The sequence below is a fragment of the Candidatus Methylolitoribacter marinus genome, assembly GCF_051853155.1.
Lineage (GTDB): Bacteria > Pseudomonadota > Gammaproteobacteria > Burkholderiales > Methylophilaceae > BACL14.
Genome location: NZ_CP124221.1, coordinates 884600 through 903442, shown reverse-complemented (window position 1 = coordinate 903442; position 18843 = coordinate 884600). Strand labels below are relative to the sequence as shown.

Here is an 18843-nt window from a genome sequence, read left to right as displayed (position 1 = left end):
TTTATCAGTTAAGAATTGAAGCAAAGCTCGAAAGTCGGTTCACTTCATATTTTATTTTTTCTATTAAATGTAAAACATCATCTTCAGTATTTAGTGTTGATAAGCTTAATCGCACAGCACTTTGTGCCTCCATGGGATCCATCCCCATCTCGATTAAAACATGGCTCGGTTCTTTATTATTTGAGGAGCATGCAGAACCGCTGGCAATTCCAATACCATATTTATCAAGCGCTGTTATGAGTGTAGCCCCATCGATTGAAGGAAAACCGAAAAATGATGTATTTTTTACGCGCGGTACTTCTTGGGCAAAAATCACAGCTCCTAATTCAGAAATTTTTTCTTCAAATAAATCTCTCAAGGCGCCTTGTCTAGAAGAATCCTGAAGTTTTTCATTAATCAATTCACAAGCTTTAGCAAATCCAGCTATAGCGGCGATATTTTCTGTACCGCTCCTCATTCCAGATTCTTGACCACCACCTAAGATGAATGGATCAATATCTATACCGTTCTTTATAATTAAAGCCGCAATTCCCTGGGGACCATTAATTTTATGACTTGAGATGGTCATAAAATCTATCCCGAGGTCATGAAAATTAACATCAATTTTTCCAAGAGCTTGCACCGCATCACTATGAATGATTGCTTTATCACCCACTAATTGTCTCAGTTTTTTGAGGTCTGTAATGGTGCCAGTCTCGTTATTTACATGCATCAGGCTGATGATATTAATTTGGTTTGTATTAATGGACTCTAAATAAGTAAAATCTATGTCACCATTTTGAAGGCAAGGAATTTTTTTTACTTGCATGGCATTATTCTTCAATTTCTGCATTGGCTTCAGAATACATGGGTGTTCTGTTGCCCCATAGTAAAAATCAGCATCTGGATAGACTGAACTAATGCCAGAAACAAACCAGTTGTTACTTTCTGTGCCACTGGAGGTAAAGAAAATTTCTTGAGGAAGGGCTCCGATAGATCGTGCAACTAAATCTCTTGATTCTTCAACAATCTCATGAGCTTTGCGACCAAAAGAGTGATTGCTTGATGGATTGCCGAATTGAGTCTTCAAATAATCAAGCATTACTCCATAAACTTCTGTATGGAGCGGAGTAGTAGCATTATTATCAAAATAGAGTGAACTCAAATCCTTACTCCATTTTTATGATGATTATTTTCAAAGAAATCAATTCTATGACTTTGTTTTCCACTTTCAGTAAGTTGATGATTGTCATATAAATCTTGCAGTGAAAGACTATCTAAATAACTTAAGATTTTCTTATTTACAGATATCCATAAGTCATGAGTCATACAGCGATTACCATCATGGCAGTTTTCAGTCCCACCGCATTGAGTCGCATCAATTTTTTCATCAACCGCTGCAATAATTTGTCTTACCGAAATATCTGTGTAGGCTTTTTTAATCCTATAACCTCCACCGGGCCCACGGATGCTAGACACTATTTCACCTTTTCTCAATTTACTGAACAGCTGTTCAAGGTATGATAAAGAAATACCCTGTCTTTCAGAGACCGCTAACAGCGTCACTGGCCCAGTTTTTTGATTAAGTGCTATGTCGAGAATTGCCGAAACAGCAAATCTACCTTTTGTTGTAAGTTTCATATTGTGAATTATATTATAAAGTTGACTATTCTGATCAAGTATTATCGTTGATAGTTCAATTATTTTTGCTTTAAAGCTTTAATTTCTTTTTGTTGCTTATCTAGTATTTTGAGAATTTCATCAATCGATTGTAAAACTGGATCTTGATTATTTTTTTCAACTGCATAAGCACTGAATTTTTTCATTTTCTCATCAGATTCAATAATCTTTGCAGGAATGCCGACTGCTGTTGAGTCGTTTGGAATATCAGAAACGACCACAGCGTTTGAGCCAACCTTGGAATTATTACCTATAGTAATAGGCCCTAATATTTTTGCACCAGCGCCGATGACAACATTATCTTTTAAAGTGGGATGACGTTTCCCTTTTTTCCAGGTTGTACCACCTAGTGTAACTCCATGATAGAGTGTGCAATCATTGCCTATAATTGCTGTTTCACCAATTACCACACCCATTCCATGATCTATAAAAAATCTTCTGCCAATTTGAGCGCCTGGGTGGATTTCAATGCCAGTCAGAATTCTTCCTAAATGGGAAAAAATTCTAGCTATTAATTTTAATTTGATTGACCATAAAAAATGAGCAAGCCTATGTATTAATAGCGCATGCACTCCAGGATAGGTGGTTAAAATTTCAAAGTAATTTCGAGCTGCCGGATCTCTTTGAAATACCACTGATAAATCTTCACGAAATTTTCCAAATAGCATATATTTTTAATCAAGCATTCTTATTATTGACTGAGCATACTACCATAAATAATAGCTGATAAAAATAGTAGGTTTTAATCAATTTTTTTATTAATTTGATTCAAGATACCTCTGAGGATATTCACTTCATCTTCATCCATTTGGATTCTATTAAACATCAGACGTAGCCTATGCATTAACCTTTTGCCTTGAATTTTCTCAAGAAATCCAAGTTCATTGAGGGTTGATTCGAGGTGCTCATAAAAACCGTTTTGTTCCTCAAAGGTAGCTAGCTTTTTCTCTTTGACGGCTACATCAAATTCTTTTTTGTTAAAATTTTTTCTTAATTCATACGCGGTGACTTGAACTGCTTGAGATAGATTCAGTGATGAATATTCTTTATTTGCATCTATATAAGCTAAATAATGGCAATGTTGTATCTCTTCATTTTTTAAGCCAGATGTCTCATTACCAAAAAGAAGGGCAAATTTATTATTTTTTAATTCAATAATTTTCTGAGCAATTTCTTCAATGGAAAGGTGCTCTTGGGTCAACTCTCTTTTTCTTGCTGTAAAGCCAATTAAAATATTACAATCTGATGTGACATCTTCTAGGTTGCTTCCAACTTCAGCATGTTGCAGTATATCTTTTGCACCGGAGGCGAGCGCATCAGCATTAGCATCTGGAAATTTCTCAGGATTGATCAAGGCCAATTGAGCAAACCCCATTGTTTTAATTGCCCTTGCTGAAGACCCTATGTTTCCTGGATGACTTGTGTGTGACAAGACAAATTTAATATTTTTGAAAATATTATTTTTTGAATTCATGGAAATCCTTTAAAATGGCTCAAAATTGAATTTTTAATTAAATAAACGGTAAATAAATGCATCCTATGCTCACTACTGCTGTTAAAGCAGCTCGCCAGGCAGGCTCTATTATATTACGGGCGGCTGAAGATATCGACCAGCTTACGGTAAAAAATAAATCTGCTAATGATTTTGTTTCTGAAGTTGATATTGCCTCTGAAGAAGCGATTATAAATGTGTTAAAAACGGCTTATCCAACCCATGGTTTTCTGGGAGAGGAATCTGGATTTACAGATAAAGATGCTGATTACGTTTGGATTATTGATCCACTTGACGGCACAACCAATTTTTTACATCAGTTTCCTCAATATTGCATATCCATTGCATTGATGCACAAAGGAGAAATAACTCAGGCGGTTATATATGATCCGAATCGTAATGATTTATTTACAGCAACCAAAGGGGTGGGTGCGTATTTAAATGACAAGCGTCTTCGAGTGTCAAAAAAAACAAAGTTAAAAGAATCTATTATAGGCACAGGTTTTCCATTCAGAGACTTTACTCATTTGCCTTGCTATTTAAAAATGTTTGAAGAGATGGTTACTAGCACATCTGGTTTAAGACGACCTGGTTCAGCTGCTCTTGATTTGGCTTATGTGGCGGCGGGATGGTTTGATGGTTTTTGGGAAATTGGTCTTTCTAAATGGGATATTGCGGCAGGCGCCTTACTTGTAAAAGAAGCTGGTGGAATAGTTACAGATTTTAATGAAAAACAGGCTTGGATGAAGACAGGAAACATTGTTGCTGCTAATGCAAAGATCTATGATGAATTTATTAAAATAATTCAAAAAAACATGAGTGAAGAGTTAAAAAATCAATGATGGTGATGACCACCTGGACCATGCACATGTTTATGTTCAATTTCTTCTTGATTCGCTGATCTTACGTCAATTACAGTCGCTTTAAACAAAACTCGCTGACCTGCCCAAGGATGATTACCATCAACAACAACTTTACCGTCAGCAACATCAGTCACTGTAAAAACAGTTACCTCACCCGACTCATCCTCACCTTCAAACTGCATACCAACCTTCACATTTTTTTCTGGAAATTTATCCTCTGATTCAATACTTACCAGGCTTTCATCATAATCCCCAAAAGCATCTTTTGGTTCTAGAGAGACTTCGACAACATCTCCTTTGTCTTTCCCATGTAATGATTCTTCAATTTTTGGAAAAATATTGTCAAAACCCCCATGCAGATAAGAAATTGGTTCATTACTTTTTTCAAGAGTTTGTCCAGCACTATCTTTTAATTCAAAGTCAATTGTCACCACTGTATTCATTGATATTTTCATAATATTTCCATATTTAATTTATTCTAATCTTAGCACTGTATCCTCTGCATCATCCAGTTTTTCAGGGAAATCTTTGCTGTAGTGTAACCCGCGACTTTCTTTTCTAGTTAATGCAGAAAGTATAATTAATTCTGATACCTGTACAAGATTTCTTAACTCAAGCAAATCAGGGCTGATAATAAAGTTTTTGTAATAGTGTTGTATTTCATCCTTTAAAATTTCAATTCGATCAAAGGCTCTTTTTAACCTTTGATTAGTTCTAACAATACCCACATAATTCCACATAAATCTTCTTAATTCATTCCAGGTCTGTAAAATCATCACTGCCTCATCAGGATTGCTGACTCGACTTTCATCCCATAAAGGTAATTCTTGATTGTCAGACTCATTTAAATTAGTTGAGATATGCTCGACTGCGGCTGATGAAAAAACCAGGCACTCAAGCAATGAATTACTCGCTAGACGATTCGCACCATGCAGCCCAGTACACGCAGTCTCCCCAACAGCATACAATCCGTCAATGGTGGTTTTTGCATGAAGGTCTGTTGTAACACCTCCACATGTATAGTGCGCTGCAGGCACAACAGGAATAGCCTCTTGAGTAATATCAATACCAAGCTTGTAGCAGTGATCGTAAATACTGGGAAAACGTTTTTTTATAAAGGTGGCATCGAGCATGGTGATGTCGAGTAAAACATACTCTAAACCATGCTGTTTCATTTCATTATCAATAGCTCGAGCTACGATATCTCTTGGAGCCAAGTCTGCTAACGGATGGTATTTGTGCATAAATTTTTCATTATTAGGAAGCTTTAGCACTCCGCCTTCACCTCTTAATGTTTCTGAAATCAAAAATGATCTTTCCATGGGGTGAAATAAACAAGTAGGGTGAAATTGAATAAACTCCATGTTTTTTATTTCACACCCAGCGCGCCAAGCCATCGCAATTCCATCCCCAGTGCTTACGGGGGGGTTGGTAGTATATAAATATGCTTTGGAAACTCCACCAGATGCCAACACTGTTTTTTTAGCCGATATTGAGATGACTTGGCCATTTTGATTGTTCAGAATATAAGCACCTAAACATTTATTGGTTGAATTTTTTTGATTAATTTTTTTATTAGTAATTAAATCGACAGCGGTATGGTTTTCAAAAACGGTAATATTTTTTTTTTCGGCAACCTTTTCTATTAATTTTTCTTGAATAGCCTTGCCGGTAAAGTCAGCAACATGGGCAATACGATTGAGAGAATGACCACCTTCTTTGGTGAGATGGAGAGATTGATTATCCTTGGTTTTTGTGAATTCAATACCTTGATCAATTAACCATTGGATAGATTGCTCACTATTTTCAACCACAAATTTAACCGCTTCTTCGTTACAAAGCCCAGCCCCTGCAACAAGAGTGTCTTGTTCATGAAGTTCTAATTTATCATCTTTGTTAAGTACTCCAGCAACACCCCCTTGCGCCCAATGACTAGAACTGGTAGAAAAATTTTTCTTAATTATGAGTGCCACCTTGATGGCATCATTGAATTTAATTGCAGTGGCTAAGCCAGCCAGACCACCACCTATAATTAATACGTCAAATTTCATTGAAATTGTTGAACCTTTTTTGTTCAAGTTTATCTACACACATAAGCGAAGGAGTAATATGCATAATTTAAAAGTTGTTGATTCTACAAGAAAAGTGTACAGTGAAAATCTTGATACACAAAGTAAAGAAAATATGAACTTTCCTCCGAAAAATCCGGAGCGTGAAATAGATCAAAAACTCGTTGAAAAGTCACAAAAAGGCGACAAACAAGCCTTTGGTGTGCTCGTAGAAAAATACCATAAAAAATTATATCGTTTGTTATCCAGGATGGTGCGAGATCAGTCCGAAATAGAGGATATTGTCCAAGATTCATTTATCAAAGCGTACCGTGCAATAAATAATTTTCGCGGCGATAGCGCTTTTTACACTTGGCTTTATAGGATTGGCGTAAATACAGCAAAAAACCATCTAATGTCCCTTAGTCGGCGTCCCAAAGCCATGAATGAGGTAGAGATTGAGGATATGGAAAATTTTGATGATGCAACAGATCTAAGATCGTATGAGACTCCGGAAAGCTCAATGATGACCAAAGAGATTGCTGCAACTGTCAATGAAACGATTGAACATTTACCTGAAGAATTAAGATCTGCAATTACTCTTCGAGAGATGGATGGTTTAAGTTATGAGGAAATTGCAGAGATTATGGATTGTCCTATAGGGACAGTGCGATCAAGAATTTTTAGGGCCCGTGAATCAATTGCGGAAAAATTAAAACCACTCATTGAAACATCGAATAAGCGATGGTAGCAATATTAACACCAGGAATAAGAAAGCATGTCTGAAAACATTTCATCTATTATTGATAACGAATTAAAAGGTAAAGACTTAGATCATGGCCTGAATGAGCTTGCCAAAAACTCATCAGCATTATCTAGCTTCAGAACCTATCAAATGATCAGTGATATTATGAACAATGATTATTATGATGTTAATTCAGAATTAACAGATAAAATCATGTCTAGAATTCAGGACGAACCAACTCAGTTCAATAATGGCTTTATATACAATAATCAATCTACTGCAACAATTGATTACAAAAAATATTTGTTAGTGTTCCTGCTAGGCTTGATTGCTGCTTTTGGTATTTCTTGGGCTGTTAATAATTTTTCAAATTCTGAGTCTACAAGTTCAATTGATTTTTTAGCATCTGACTCAATTTCACAAGAGATTATTGAAGATCATTTTTCAACCACAACAAGAAATCCTAATCACTTTTTAGAAGCAGGCTATCAGCCTAATATATAAACTATGATTAGACTGCTGTTCTTAATATGCCTTTTTTTATCAGGAGTGGCATCCTCTAATGAATTATGGTTAAAGATTAGCCAAGCTTCCAAGGCGAGTCATGATCTTAATTATTCTGGCATTATCAACACAACCGACTCCAATCAAGATATACGTTCAACAAAAATGATTCATGTGAATCATGAAGGCGAAGAGTTTTTAAAATTCGAAAAGATTGACGGCGCCGACAATCTACTTTTGATGCACGAAGCAAACGCAGTCATTTACGATAATGATCAAAGTAAGATCCTTATTAAAAAAAAGAAAGATGCAAATCTTTTCCCCAATATATTTCCATCTAATTTAGAAAAATTAAAAGACAGTTATTCAATTGCAGATGGAGGTGACTTTAGAGTCGCTGGAAGGATAGCTCAAATGGTAGTGTTATCTCCGATTGACGAAAACAGGTATAACTATCATCTCTGGTTGGATAAAGAGTCACATCTACCCTTAAAGATGATGGTGATTGATAACAACAAAAAAGTGGTTGAAACTATGGCTTTTGCGAATATTGAGTTTCTTCAAAGTCAGGATATTAGCTGGTTCAGACCAAACATCAGTAAGGATAAAACCTACAGTATTAATGAAAATAAAAATATTGAAGAGACGGTGAGGAAGTTTTGGACAATAAATGATTTACCTAGTGGTTTTGAAGAGGTTAGTTATAATGCTAAACGATATGCAGGACTTAATGCCATAGCCCATCAAATCATTTTTTCTGATGGACTCTCATATATTTCTATATTTATTCATCCAGTCGCGAAGAACCAGAAGCCTCAGGTAGGCTCATCCAAAAGAGGCTCTAATAATATTCATGCAGAATATAAGAAGGGTTATCAAATCCTAGCTGTTGGCGCAGTCCCCATTCAAACACTTTCTTATATTACTAATCAAGTTAAATTGAATTAATGAGTGATAAAGGTATTGTCGTTGATGTTTCTTTAAAAAAAATATCGGTTGAATCTTATCGAGATAAACCTTGTGGTTTGTGTGGACAAACCCAGGGCTGTGGCAATTCATTATGGGGAAAATTACTGAACCATAAAAAAAACAAAATACAAATCAATACAGAAGAGAGCTTTAAAAAAGGCGATATTGTAGAAATGCATTATGATGAAAATAAATTATTAAAAATTTCATTAATAATTTATTTTATTCCTTTAATATCAATATTGATTTTTTTGGCATTAGCCCAATATTTATATGGTAATAACGTTTCAATTTCAATTTTTGGTTTGATCTTTGGATTTTTAATGGGTCTGACTTTGAGTCGTTTGATTGTGCGATCAATGAATGCTGAATTGAATATTACTGTGAGTAAAATTTAATACTTAATATGGAGTGAAGTTACTTATGCAATTAAATAAATTTATTGTTTTTTTATTTGTTACTTTTTTAATTCCAGTTACTGTTTTTTCTGTGACACTTCCAGATTTTACTGAATTGGCAGAAACACAAGGTAAAACTGTCGTGAATATTACATCAATAAAAAATGCGTCTATCCCATCAGGCAACGCTCCTCCATTTCCTTATGATGAGCAGCTGCAAGAGTTTTTCAAAAGATTTGGTATTCCAGGATTGCCAGGTATGCCACCTAATGGAAATGCACCTCGTGAAAAGCAAGTCACGGGAACTGGTTCAGGTTTTATTATTGACTCAAAGGGCATAGTTATTACTAACGCCCATGTGGTCAATGATGCTGATAGTGTCATAGTTAAACTAAATGACCAAAAAGAAATTCAAGCAGAAGTGTTAGGTATTGATAGAAGAACTGATGTTGCTGTTTTAAAAATCAAGGCAGATAATCTGCCACAGGTAAAAATTGGAGATCCAGGAAAATTGAAGGTAGGCGAGTGGGTCGCTGCAATCGGCTCCCCATTTGGGTTAGAGAGTACCATGACTGTGGGTGTTGTGAGTGCATTAGGTAGAAATCTGCCTCAAGAAAATTATGTGCCATTCATCCAAACTGATGTGGCAATTAATCCAGGAAATTCCGGAGGGCCTTTATTTAATACATCCGGAGAAGTGGTCGGTATCAATTCTCAGATCTATTCCAGAACCGGCGGTTATATGGGTTTATCATTTGCTATTCCAATTGATGTTGCTATTAATGTGGCGGAACAACTTCAGGCTGATGGTAAAGTATCTCGAGGCTGGCTGGGTATTGCTATTCAAGAAATTAGTAAAGAATTGTCAGAATCCTTTAATATGAAATCAACTCAAGGAGCCTTAGTTGCCGGTGTAGAAAAAGAATCTCCAGCAGATAAAGGAGGCCTGAAACCTGGTGATGTAATTTTAAAATTTGGTGAAAATGACATTAAAGTTTCATCTGATTTACCGAAATTTGTATCTTCTACAAAACCAGGCTCAAAAATATTTATGAATATTTTAAGGCAAGGCAAAGAAAAGCAGTTGGAAATTACTATTGGTGAAATGCCAAGCGAAGAGATGGTTGTGGCCAAAAAAAATGAACAAAGCCAGAAAAATAGAATTGGTTTAACTGTTAAAGATTTAACTCCACAACAGAAGAAACAAATTAAAGAAAACGCAGGGATACTAGTATTAGATGTTGCTGATGCGTCGTTGAATGCAGGTATACGAAAAGGTGATGTGATATTAGGTTTGAATAATAATCCAGTCAGCTCGGTACAATCCTTTAATCAAGACTTAAAAAAAATTAAAAAAGGAAAAACAATTGCTCTATTGATATACAGAAATGGAGATACTCTGTATGTCCCAATAAAAATAACCAATTAAATTTGGATCAGGTAAAATCACGTTGGTTGGAAGGCGCCTTGGCGCCTTTCTCTATTTAAAGTTAAAGCCATACATGCAAAAAAATATAAGAAATTTTTCAATTATCGCCCATATTGATCATGGTAAATCTACTTTAGCTGATCGTTTAATTCAGTCTTGTGGAGGATTAGCTGACCGGGAAATGGATGAGCAAGTGTTGGACTCTATGGATCTTGAACGTGAGCGAGGAATTACGATCAAAGCCCAGACGGTGACACTAAAATATAAAGCCAAAGATAATCAAGACTATATTTTAAATTTAATTGACACCCCTGGACATGTTGACTTTACTTATGAAGTGAGCCGCTCTCTAGCTGCATGTGAGGGTGGTTTGTTAGTTGTGGATGCTTCACAGGGGGTAGAGGCGCAAACAGTAGCAAACTGTTATACAGCGTTAGATCAAAACGTTGAAGTATTTACTGTACTTAATAAAATTGATCTAGCTTCCGCTGATCCAGAGCGTGTTAAAAAAGAAGTTGAGGATGTAATTGGTATTGATGCCAGTGATGCCATCCTATGCTCTGCTAAAACTGGGTTAGGCATTCCTGATATATTAGAGAAGATAATTAGTTTCGTGCCAGCCCCAAAGGGAGATCCAAACAATCCTTTGCAAGCATTAATTATTGACGCATGGTTTGATAATTATGTGGGCGTAGTGATGCTAGTCAGAATTGTTGAAGGCTCACTGGCCACTAAAGATAAAGTTACCTTAATGTCCTCTGGAAGAAATTATGCTGCTGATCAGGTGGGTATTTTTACACCAAAACCACTTATTCAAGACAAGTTAGTAGCTGGTGAAGTCGGTTTTATTATTGCCGGTATAAAAGAGTTAGCCACAGCCAAAGTTGGGGATACCATTACAGGGACTCAAAATCCAGCAGAAAAATCACTGCCAGGATTTCGTGAAATTAAGCCACAAGTATTTGCAGGATTATATCCTGTTGAATCAAATCAGTTTGAAGCACTAAGAACCTCTCTTGAAAAATTAAGCTTAAATGATGCGTCCTTAAACTTTGAGCCTGAAAATTCAAGTGCCTTAGGGTTCGGTTTTCGTTGCGGCTTTCTCGGACTGCTTCACATGGATATCATCCAGGAGCGACTTGAGCGCGAATACGAGATGGAGCTGATTACTACTGCACCGACGGTGGTATACGAGTTGTTGTTAAAAAATGGTGAAGTTAAACAGATTGAAAACCCATCAAAGCTCCCAGATTTATCTACGATAGAAGAAATTCGTGAACCAATTATCAGTTTAAACATTCTTTTACCGCAAGATTATGTTGGACCTGTCATGACTTTAGCTAATGAAAAAAGAGGTATTCAAAAAAATATGCAATATTTGGGTAGGCAAGTAATGCTTACATATGAAATCCCTTTAAATGAAGTCGTCCTAGATTTTTTTGACAAACTCAAATCCGTATCTAGAGGTTATGCTTCCATGGATTACGACTTTCTTGAGTTCAGAAGTTCAGATTTGGTGAAGCTCGATATTTTAGTTAATGGTGAGAGGGTGGATGCACTCTCAACAATTGTTCACCGTTTAAATAGTAAATTTCGTGGACGTGATCTAGCTGCTAAAATGAGAGAATTGATACCACGTCAAATGTTTGATGTTGCTATTCAAGCTGCAATTGGTGCAAACATTATCTCAAGAGAGACAGTCAAGGCTATGAGAAAGAATGTCCTTGCGAAGTGTTATGGTGGAGATGTTTCAAGAAAAAGAAAACTGCTTGAGAAGCAAAAAGAGGGGAAAAAGCGAATGAAGCAAGTAGGAAATGTAGAAATTCCTCAGGAAGCTTTTTTGGCAATTCTAAAGGTGGATGACAAATGATTTTTGCTTTGATTTTGATGATTTCAACTCTGATCACTGGGTTAATTTACTTCTTTGATTTATTTTTTAAGCCCTCGAACCAGAATAATAACAAAGTACTTTTGAAGGTTATAAATGTTGCGAAAGAATTTTTTCCCATATTGTTGCTAGTGTTTGTGATTCGAACATTTGTTGTTGAGCCATTTAAAATTCCTTCAGGATCAATGATGCCAACTTTAATTGCTGGTGATTTTATTGCTGTTAATAAATTTTCTTACGGCCTAAGATTACCTGTATTTAATAAATTAATTTTTCAAATAGGATCTCCTCAGCGAGGGGATGTATTCGTTTTTCATTATCCAAAAGACCCAAGCATTGATTACATTAAGAGGCTAATAGGACTTCCTGGGGACAAGATTAGGTATGAAAATAAGAAACTATTCGTGAATGATATTGCAGTTTCTCAAACTTATACCAGTATTTATAAATATAGTTTAAAGCAAGATTTAGAAGTCTCCGCTAAGGAGTTTTTAGAGGATCATGAGGACTACAGTCATTCAATCTTAATCCATGATATTCCCTCTGAAAGTGTCGAATTTGTAGTTCCAGATGGACATTATTTTGCCATGGGAGATAATAGAGATAATTCATCTGACAGTCGAGTGTGGGGTTTTGTCCCTGATGAACTATTGGTTGGGAAAGCTTTTGTAATCTGGTTAAACTTTTCAGAACCAAATCGCATTGGAAATTGGATAAATTAATGGATGCTTTAATTGTTAAACAGCTTGAAGATTTGCTCCAGTACAAGTTTGAAGATATTAATCTTCTTCAAAAATCACTCACACACCGCAGTTTCGAAGGTGAAAATAATGAGCGCTTGGAGTTTTTAGGCGATAGTATTCTTAATTTTACAATTGCCGAGTTATTATTTAAAAAATTTCCAAACTTACCTGAGGGAGACTTAAGTCGACTAAGAGCATCACTAGTAAAAGCTAACACCCTTGCAGAAATAGCAGCCAAAATTAAATTAGGAGATTTTATCTTTTTGGGTGAAGGAGAGCTTAAAAGTGCTGGTTGGAGACGTCCCTCAATATTGGCAGATACATTTGAGGCAATCATTGGTGCACTTTATTTGGATGGTGGTTTAGAGCCAGCTCAAACATTCATCCATCAGCATTTTCAAGAGTGGGTAAGCGAAATCAATCCAGCAAAAATTGATAAAGACTCTAAAACATCATTGCAAGAATTATTGCAATCTAAGAAGTTAATGTTACCAAAATATGAAGTGGCAGACATTAAAGGGGAGGCGCATGCACAAGAATTTATTGTGAAATGCAATATTGCGCAATTATCGATAGTTACTGAAGCCGCAGGCTCCTCAAGGCGAGTTGCTGAGCAAGAGGCGGCTAGTATAGCTCTGCCTTTAGTCAAAGAAAAAATTTTATGACCAAAAAAAAATGCGGAAAAATTGCAATTATCGGCCAGCCCAATGTTGGCAAGTCAACTTTACTCAATTTTATCTTAGGTCAAAAATTATCTATTACATCAAGGAAAGCTCAGACCACTAGAAATCAAATTTTAGGAATTCATACCGAAAAAAATATTCAATTTATCTTTGTTGATACCCCAGGATACCAACAAAAATTCTTGAATCAAATGAACAAAAGAATGAATAAATCTGTGACTTCAGTTTTTCATGATGTGGACGTTGTCATTTTTATGTCTGAACCCAAAATATTAAATGAAATTGAAATAGACTTGGTAAAAATGATTCCTAATGATATCCCTGTTATTAATTTGATAAATAAAATTGATCGAATCACTAATAAAAATAAAATCCTTGAATTAATTGATATTAATTCAGAATTAAAAATTTTTAAAAAAATTATCCCGGCATCAATAAAATTAAAAGATAATCAAAAAATTATTTTGCAAGAAATCACAGAATTTTTACCAGAACAAGACTTTGTTTTTGACGTTGATGACATTACAGATAAGAATGAAAGATTTTTGGCGGCAGAAATTATTCGTGAGAAGATCTTTCGTTTCACGGGAGATGAGCTTCCGTATTCTATCGCTGTGGAAATTGAAAACTTTGAGCATAAAGACAACCTTCGTCGAATTTTTGCAACCATACTGGTTGATAAAGATAGCCAAAAACCAGTGGTTATTGGAAAAGATGGTGAGAAATTAAAAAGAATCTCAACTGACTCCAGGAGAGATATGGAAAAATTATTTCAGTCCAAAATTTGGTTAGAGATTTGGGTCAAGGTACAAAAAAATTGGTTTGATGATGCAAGGGCTTTGAAGTCATTAGGAATTTAATGTGAAACGCGTTGAGGATCATAATATCTATATTCTTCATACCTATCCATTTAAAGAAACTAGTTTAATTGTAGAAGCTTTGTCTGAAGGCTTTGGGAGAATATCTCTGCTGGCTAAGGGCGCTAGGCGACCAAGATCCTTACTAAGGGGATATTTACAACCATTTCAGATGATTCAGGCAACCTGGTCGAACGTGAGCGATCTTAAAACTTTATATAATGTTGAGTGGAGTTCAAAATATTTAGGACTTAAAAACCAAGGGCTGATATGTGGTTTTTATATAAATGAGCTGATCATGAAACTTCTTCCTAAAGACGAGTCTTCAAATGATTTTTTTAACTTCTATCATCAACATATAGAAGAACTTTCTTTAACTACTAGTTATGAAAGTCTTTTGAGGGTATTTGAGCTAAAACTCTTGGATGAACTCGGTTACAAAGTTAAGCTCGATCAAGATGAGAATGGATATGAAATTCATCCAAAGAAATTTTATTACTATGAAGCTGAGTATGGGGCATCACTTCCAGATGCATCCACCAACGGCGTAAAAATTATTGGTCAGACTCTGATTGATATGCATAATAATGACTATTCTCATTTAAATACTTTGAAAGAAAGTAAATTATTGATGAGGTATTTGATGCGCTCTTATACCGGGTATGATCTGGTAAAAAGCAAAGAGCTTTTTTTTAACAAATGATAGGTAATTGAATGCAATTAGGTGTGAACATTGATCATATAGCAACGATCCGACAAGCTAGAGGAACATCCTATCCTTGTATTATAAAAGCTACCCAATTAGCCGAATTAGCTGGTGCAGATAGTATTACTCTCCATCTTCGAGAAGATCGCCGTCATATGCAAGATCAAGACTTATTTAATCTGAAGCCAGTCATCCAAACAAAAATGAATCTTGAAATGGCAGCCACAGATGAAATGTTAGAAATTGCATTACAGGTAATGCCGGAAGATATTTGTTTGGTTCCTGAGAGACGAGAAGAGAGGACGACCGAGGGAGGATTGAATCTAAATTCCAATTTCAATTTTTTGAAAACTTTTATAGCTGAGTTAGCTAAAAATGGAGTTCGCGTTTCTTTATTTATTTCTCCTGATAAGGATTCAATTGATCAGGCTCTAGAGCTCCATGCCCCAGTTATTGAGCTTCACACAGGACATTATGCAGAATCGATAAGCGAGGAGCAGGCTAAAGAGCTAATTAATATTCAAAATATGGCATCTTATGCTGTTAAACAGGGCTTAGTGGTTAATGCTGGTCATGGATTGAATTATGACAATGTATCTGCAATTGCAAAAATTAAAGAAATTAATGAGCTTAATATTGGACATGCCATTGTGGCAGAAGCCCTTTTTCTGGGTTGGGAGCAAGCCATCATTAGAATGAAATCATTAATAAGGCAATCATTATGATTTTTGGTATTGGGACAGATCTCGTTGAAATACAACGTATTGAGAAAATATTTAGCAAATTTAATAATCGGTTTGCAAAAAAAATTCTATCCAAAAAAGAATTTGAAGCGTTTGAGATAAGTAGCACCCCGGCTCATTTTTTGGCAAAAAGATTTGCAGCTAAGGAGGCAGTTGCCAAAGCCTTAGGATTAGGTTTTAGAGATCCTATTAGTTTTCATGGAATTGAGGTGGATCACAATCATCTTGGAGCTCCTTTTTTCAAATTTAATGCTGAGATATCAAAATTTTTAGATCAAAAAAAAATTAACAAATGTCACTTAAGTATTTCCGACGAAAAAAATATCGCTAGCGCATTTGTTGTTCTCGAAGCTTGAAGATGATATCCGAAAAGTTTCTCAGCCTTAAAAATTTAATTGGAGAGAAAAAGCAAAAAAAACTATCTGATAGTCACGTATGTTTAATTGGGCTTGGAGGAGTTGGTTCTTGGGTTGCGGAAGCGCTGGCTAGAAGTGGAATGGGTAAATTAACCCTCATTGATATGGACCATATTGTGGCTTCTAATATCAACAGACAGGTCCAGGCAACAGAATTAAATATTGGTCAGTCAAAACTTCAGGCACTTAGTGATCGAATTCATAAGATTAACTCTGATTGCGAATTAACCTTAATTGACGAATTTTTGTCTGTTGATAATTTATCTGATTTGATACGCAAGGATTATGACGTAGTGATTGATGCTATTGATCAAGTCAAAGTCAAATGTGCGTTAGTTGATTACTGTACATTCAATAAAATAAACCTTGTTATTTCTGGCTCTGCTGGTGGAAGACTGCATCCAGAAAAAATTAAAATAAAAGATTTATTAGATACCTATGGTGATCCATTGCTTGCAAAAGTAAGAAAAGAGTTTAAAAAAAAACACTCAGATAAGAAAAAATCCAAGGTGACCGCGATCTTTTCAGATGAGCAGATTGTAAAGCCTCAACATTGCGACAATGTTGAAAGTAACCTCAATTGTGCAGGTTATGGATCTTCTGTAATGGTGACTGCGGCGATGGGATTTTATTTGGCCTCAGAAGCTCAAAAAATTATTTTAAAAACTTGAAATAATTCAATTTAACCCCATTTAATTTCTTTATTAACAATTACTATCAATAACTTATGGCTAAATCAGAAAAACTTAATTTTCAAACAGAAGTAAAACAATTATTAAATCTTATGATTCATTCTCTCTACAGTAACAAGGAGATTGCAATTAGGGAGTTGATATCTAATGCCAGTGACGCCACTGATAAATTGCGATTTGAGGCATTAGATAATGATAAGCTGTATGAAGGAGATTCTGACCTCAAGGTTATTGTTGATTTTGATTCGAAAGCAAACACATTAACAATTGCTGACAATGGTATCGGCATGGATCGTGATGACTTAGTTAATAACCTAGGGACCATTGCACGCTCGGGTACGAAAGAGTTTTTAGCCAACATGTCAGGGGATAATAAAAAAGATGCAAACTTGATTGGTCAGTTTGGCGTAGGTTTTTACTCTTCTTTTATTATCGCCAAAGAAGTCACTGTTGAAACCAGAAAAGCTGGGAATTCCAAAGCCTATAGTTGGTCATCGCAAGCAGATGGTGAATTTACAATTCAAGAGATAGAAAAAGAATTTAGAGGTACCGTAATTATTCTTAAATTAAAGGATGATGAGAAGGAATTTACAGATGCGTGGCGACTTCAATCGATTATAAGGAAATATTCTGATCATATATCCATTCCAATTCAGATGTATAAAACTGAAATGAAAAAAGATGAATTGGTGAAATTAGAAGAATTAGAAACTATTAATAATACGAATGCAATTTGGACGAGAGCCAAAAGCGAAATTAAACAAAAAGAGTATGAAGAGTTTTATAAGTCCTTGACCTACGACTCAGAAGAACCTTTGGCTTGCTATCACAATCGGGTTGAAGGGAAAACAGAATACACTTCTTTACTATACATTCCTAAAAAAGCTCCATTTGATTTATATGATCGTGAAAACAATAATTCCATCAAGCTTTATGTTCGTAAAGTTTTTGTTATGGATGCAAATGAAAAATTGATACCCCAATATCTACGATTTGTAAAAGGTGTAATTGATTCCCAAGATTTATCCTTAAATGTATCAAGAGAAATCCTGCAAGACTCACCTCTGGTGGATTCAATAAAGTTAGGGGTGACTAAAAGAGTGATTTCATCTCTACAAACAATGTCTGAAAAAGAGCCGGAAAAATATCAAAGCTTTTGGAATGAGTTTGGTAAAGTTTTAAAAGAAGGTCCTGCAGAGGATTTTGCAAACAAAGAGAGCATTGCTAAGCTGCTTCGATTTGCATCATCCAACTCTGATGAGCAATCTGTGAGTTTTGAAAGTTACATTAAAAATATGCCAAAAGAGCAAGAGTCGATTTACTACATTACTGCTGACTCTCATCAAGCGGCAAAAAATAGCCCGCATTTAGAAATTTTTAAGCAAAAAAATATTGAAGTGCTGCTGCTGAGTGATCGTGTGGACGAGTGGTTGGTCTCTAGCTTACATGAATTTAATGGTAAAAAGCTTCAATCGATTGCTAAAGGGGACCTTGATCTTGGTAAACTGGATACCGAGGAACAAAAGGCAGAGAAAGAAAAAATTGAGAAAGAGGCTAAAAGTATTATTGAAAAAATCAAGAAATCTCTTGGAGATAAGGTCAAAGAAGTAAAAGTAACGCATCGATTAACAAATTCTCCGGCATGTTTGGTTGTTGGTGAGCATGATATTTCAGGTAATTTGGAACGTATTTTAAAAGCAGCTGGACAAAGTACTCCAGAAAATAAACCCATTTTAGAAATCAACCCAAACCATGAGTTGATTAAAAAAATTGAAAAGGTTGAAGAAAATCAATTATTTAACGATTATGCATCGGTTATTTTTGACCAAGCAATTTTAGCTGAAGGTGGTCAATTAGATGATCCAATTGGGTATGTAAACAAGATCAATAAATTCATTTCTCGATGATTTTAGATCTTGTTACAAATTATTAACAATAAATAATAAAGAAATAGAGAAAAAGTGTTTGACAAGGGTATTTTAAACCTGATATAGTTTCGCTTCTTTGG

At 35.4% G+C, this 18843-nt stretch carries 21 protein-coding genes; 15 read left to right on the top strand and 6 right to left on the bottom strand.

Translation table 11 applies throughout. The features are described from left to right. Positions 1-4 precede the first annotated feature (4 nt). From QFA95_RS04790 to QFA95_RS04775, 4 genes are all read right to left on the bottom strand, one after another. Positions 5-1144: a cysteine desulfurase family protein gene (locus QFA95_RS04790; protein WP_486462394.1), complete on the bottom strand. Its 1140-nt coding sequence runs from the start codon at positions 1142-1144 to the stop codon at positions 5-7. After that, positions 1141-1620 carry an Rrf2 family transcriptional regulator gene (locus tag QFA95_RS04785; protein WP_486462393.1) on the bottom strand — a complete coding sequence of 160 codons (480 nt, stop codon included), beginning with the start codon at positions 1618-1620 and terminating at the stop codon, positions 1141-1143. The genes QFA95_RS04790 and QFA95_RS04785 overlap by 4 nt, the downstream gene beginning before the upstream one ends. Positions 1621-1679: 59 nt before the next feature. Further along, the gene (cysE, locus tag QFA95_RS04780) at positions 1680-2327 is read right to left on the bottom strand and encodes a serine O-acetyltransferase (RefSeq protein ID WP_486462392.1); all 648 of its coding nucleotides are present in this window, start codon (positions 2325-2327) and stop codon (positions 1680-1682) included. Between the two features lie 74 nt (positions 2328-2401). Next, the gene (locus QFA95_RS04775; protein WP_486462391.1) at positions 2402-3133 is read right to left on the bottom strand and encodes an RNA methyltransferase; all 732 of its coding nucleotides are present in this window, start codon (positions 3131-3133) and stop codon (positions 2402-2404) included. 56 nt (positions 3134-3189) lie between these two features. Here QFA95_RS04775 and QFA95_RS04770 point away from each other — a divergent pair, with 56 nt between their 5' ends. Continuing rightward, the gene (locus QFA95_RS04770) at positions 3190-3993 is read left to right on the top strand and encodes an inositol monophosphatase family protein (protein ID WP_486462390.1); all 804 of its coding nucleotides are present in this window, start codon (positions 3190-3192) and stop codon (positions 3991-3993) included. Here the strand turns inward: QFA95_RS04770 and QFA95_RS04765 are convergent. Together QFA95_RS04765 and nadB are read right to left on the bottom strand one after the other, a co-directional pair. Beyond that, the gene (locus tag QFA95_RS04765) at positions 3987-4469 is read right to left on the bottom strand and encodes an FKBP-type peptidyl-prolyl cis-trans isomerase (protein WP_486462389.1); all 483 of its coding nucleotides are present in this window, start codon (positions 4467-4469) and stop codon (positions 3987-3989) included. The two genes, QFA95_RS04770 and QFA95_RS04765, sit on opposite strands and share 7 nt — an antisense overlap. Before the next feature lie 18 nt (positions 4470-4487). Next, positions 4488-6065 (bottom strand): L-aspartate oxidase, encoded by a 1578-nt coding sequence (gene nadB / locus QFA95_RS04760; RefSeq protein ID WP_486462388.1) that lies wholly within the window; start codon positions 6063-6065, stop codon positions 4488-4490. Between the two features lie 133 nt (positions 6066-6198). Between nadB and rpoE the strand changes: the two genes are divergently transcribed. The 14 genes from rpoE (at position 6199) to htpG (ending at position 18742) form a co-directional block, all read left to right on the top strand. Beyond that, on the top strand, positions 6199-6813 hold the full coding sequence (rpoE, locus tag QFA95_RS04755) for an RNA polymerase sigma factor RpoE (protein WP_486463451.1): 615 nt from the start codon (positions 6199-6201) through the stop codon (positions 6811-6813). 27 nt (positions 6814-6840) lie between these two features. Then, positions 6841-7311: a sigma-E factor negative regulatory protein gene (locus QFA95_RS04750; protein ID WP_486462387.1), complete on the top strand. Its 471-nt coding sequence runs from the start codon at positions 6841-6843 to the stop codon at positions 7309-7311. 3 nt (positions 7312-7314) lie between these two features. Then, on the top strand, positions 7315-8259 hold the full coding sequence (locus QFA95_RS04745; protein ID WP_486462386.1) for a MucB/RseB C-terminal domain-containing protein: 945 nt from the start codon (positions 7315-7317) through the stop codon (positions 8257-8259). Further along, positions 8259-8678: a SoxR reducing system RseC family protein gene (locus QFA95_RS04740; protein WP_486462385.1), complete on the top strand. Its 420-nt coding sequence runs from the start codon at positions 8259-8261 to the stop codon at positions 8676-8678. The genes QFA95_RS04745 and QFA95_RS04740 overlap by 1 nt, the downstream gene beginning before the upstream one ends. A gap of 25 nt (positions 8679-8703) precedes the next feature. After that, positions 8704-10107, top strand: coding sequence for a DegQ family serine endoprotease (locus tag QFA95_RS04735; RefSeq protein ID WP_486462384.1), 1404 nt, complete (start codon positions 8704-8706; stop codon positions 10105-10107). Between the two features lie 73 nt (positions 10108-10180). Next, the gene (gene lepA / locus QFA95_RS04730) at positions 10181-11977 is read left to right on the top strand and encodes a translation elongation factor 4 (RefSeq protein WP_486462383.1); all 1797 of its coding nucleotides are present in this window, start codon (positions 10181-10183) and stop codon (positions 11975-11977) included. Next, positions 11974-12717, top strand: coding sequence for a signal peptidase I (gene lepB, locus QFA95_RS04725; RefSeq protein ID WP_486462382.1), 744 nt, complete (start codon positions 11974-11976; stop codon positions 12715-12717). The genes lepA and lepB overlap by 4 nt, the downstream gene beginning before the upstream one ends. Beyond that, complete coding sequence (rnc, locus tag QFA95_RS04720) at positions 12717-13403, top strand: ribonuclease III (protein WP_486462381.1); 687 nt, start codon at positions 12717-12719, stop codon at positions 13401-13403. The genes lepB and rnc overlap by 1 nt, the downstream gene beginning before the upstream one ends. Further along, positions 13400-14281, top strand: a complete 882-nt coding sequence (era, locus tag QFA95_RS04715) for a GTPase Era (RefSeq protein WP_486462380.1) — start codon at positions 13400-13402, stop codon at positions 14279-14281. Before rnc ends, era begins: the two co-directional genes overlap by 4 nt. A gap of 1 nt (position 14282) precedes the next feature. Beyond that, positions 14283-14981: a DNA repair protein RecO gene (gene recO / locus QFA95_RS04710; protein WP_486462379.1), complete on the top strand. Its 699-nt coding sequence runs from the start codon at positions 14283-14285 to the stop codon at positions 14979-14981. Positions 14982-14992: 11 nt separating this feature from the next. Next, positions 14993-15709 carry a pyridoxine 5'-phosphate synthase gene (locus tag QFA95_RS04705; RefSeq protein WP_486462378.1) on the top strand — a complete coding sequence of 239 codons (717 nt, stop codon included), beginning with the start codon at positions 14993-14995 and terminating at the stop codon, positions 15707-15709. Continuing rightward, positions 15706-16083: a holo-ACP synthase gene (gene acpS, locus QFA95_RS04700; protein WP_486462377.1), complete on the top strand. Its 378-nt coding sequence runs from the start codon at positions 15706-15708 to the stop codon at positions 16081-16083. The genes QFA95_RS04705 and acpS overlap by 4 nt, the downstream gene beginning before the upstream one ends. Before the next feature lie 2 nt (positions 16084-16085). Beyond that, a complete protein-coding gene (locus tag QFA95_RS04695; RefSeq protein WP_486463450.1) occupies positions 16086-16814 on the top strand; it encodes a tRNA threonylcarbamoyladenosine dehydratase in 729 nt (242 codons plus the stop codon). Between the two features lie 56 nt (positions 16815-16870). After that, the gene (gene htpG / locus QFA95_RS04690; protein ID WP_486462376.1) at positions 16871-18742 is read left to right on the top strand and encodes a molecular chaperone HtpG; all 1872 of its coding nucleotides are present in this window, start codon (positions 16871-16873) and stop codon (positions 18740-18742) included. Positions 18743-18843 lie beyond the last annotated feature (101 nt).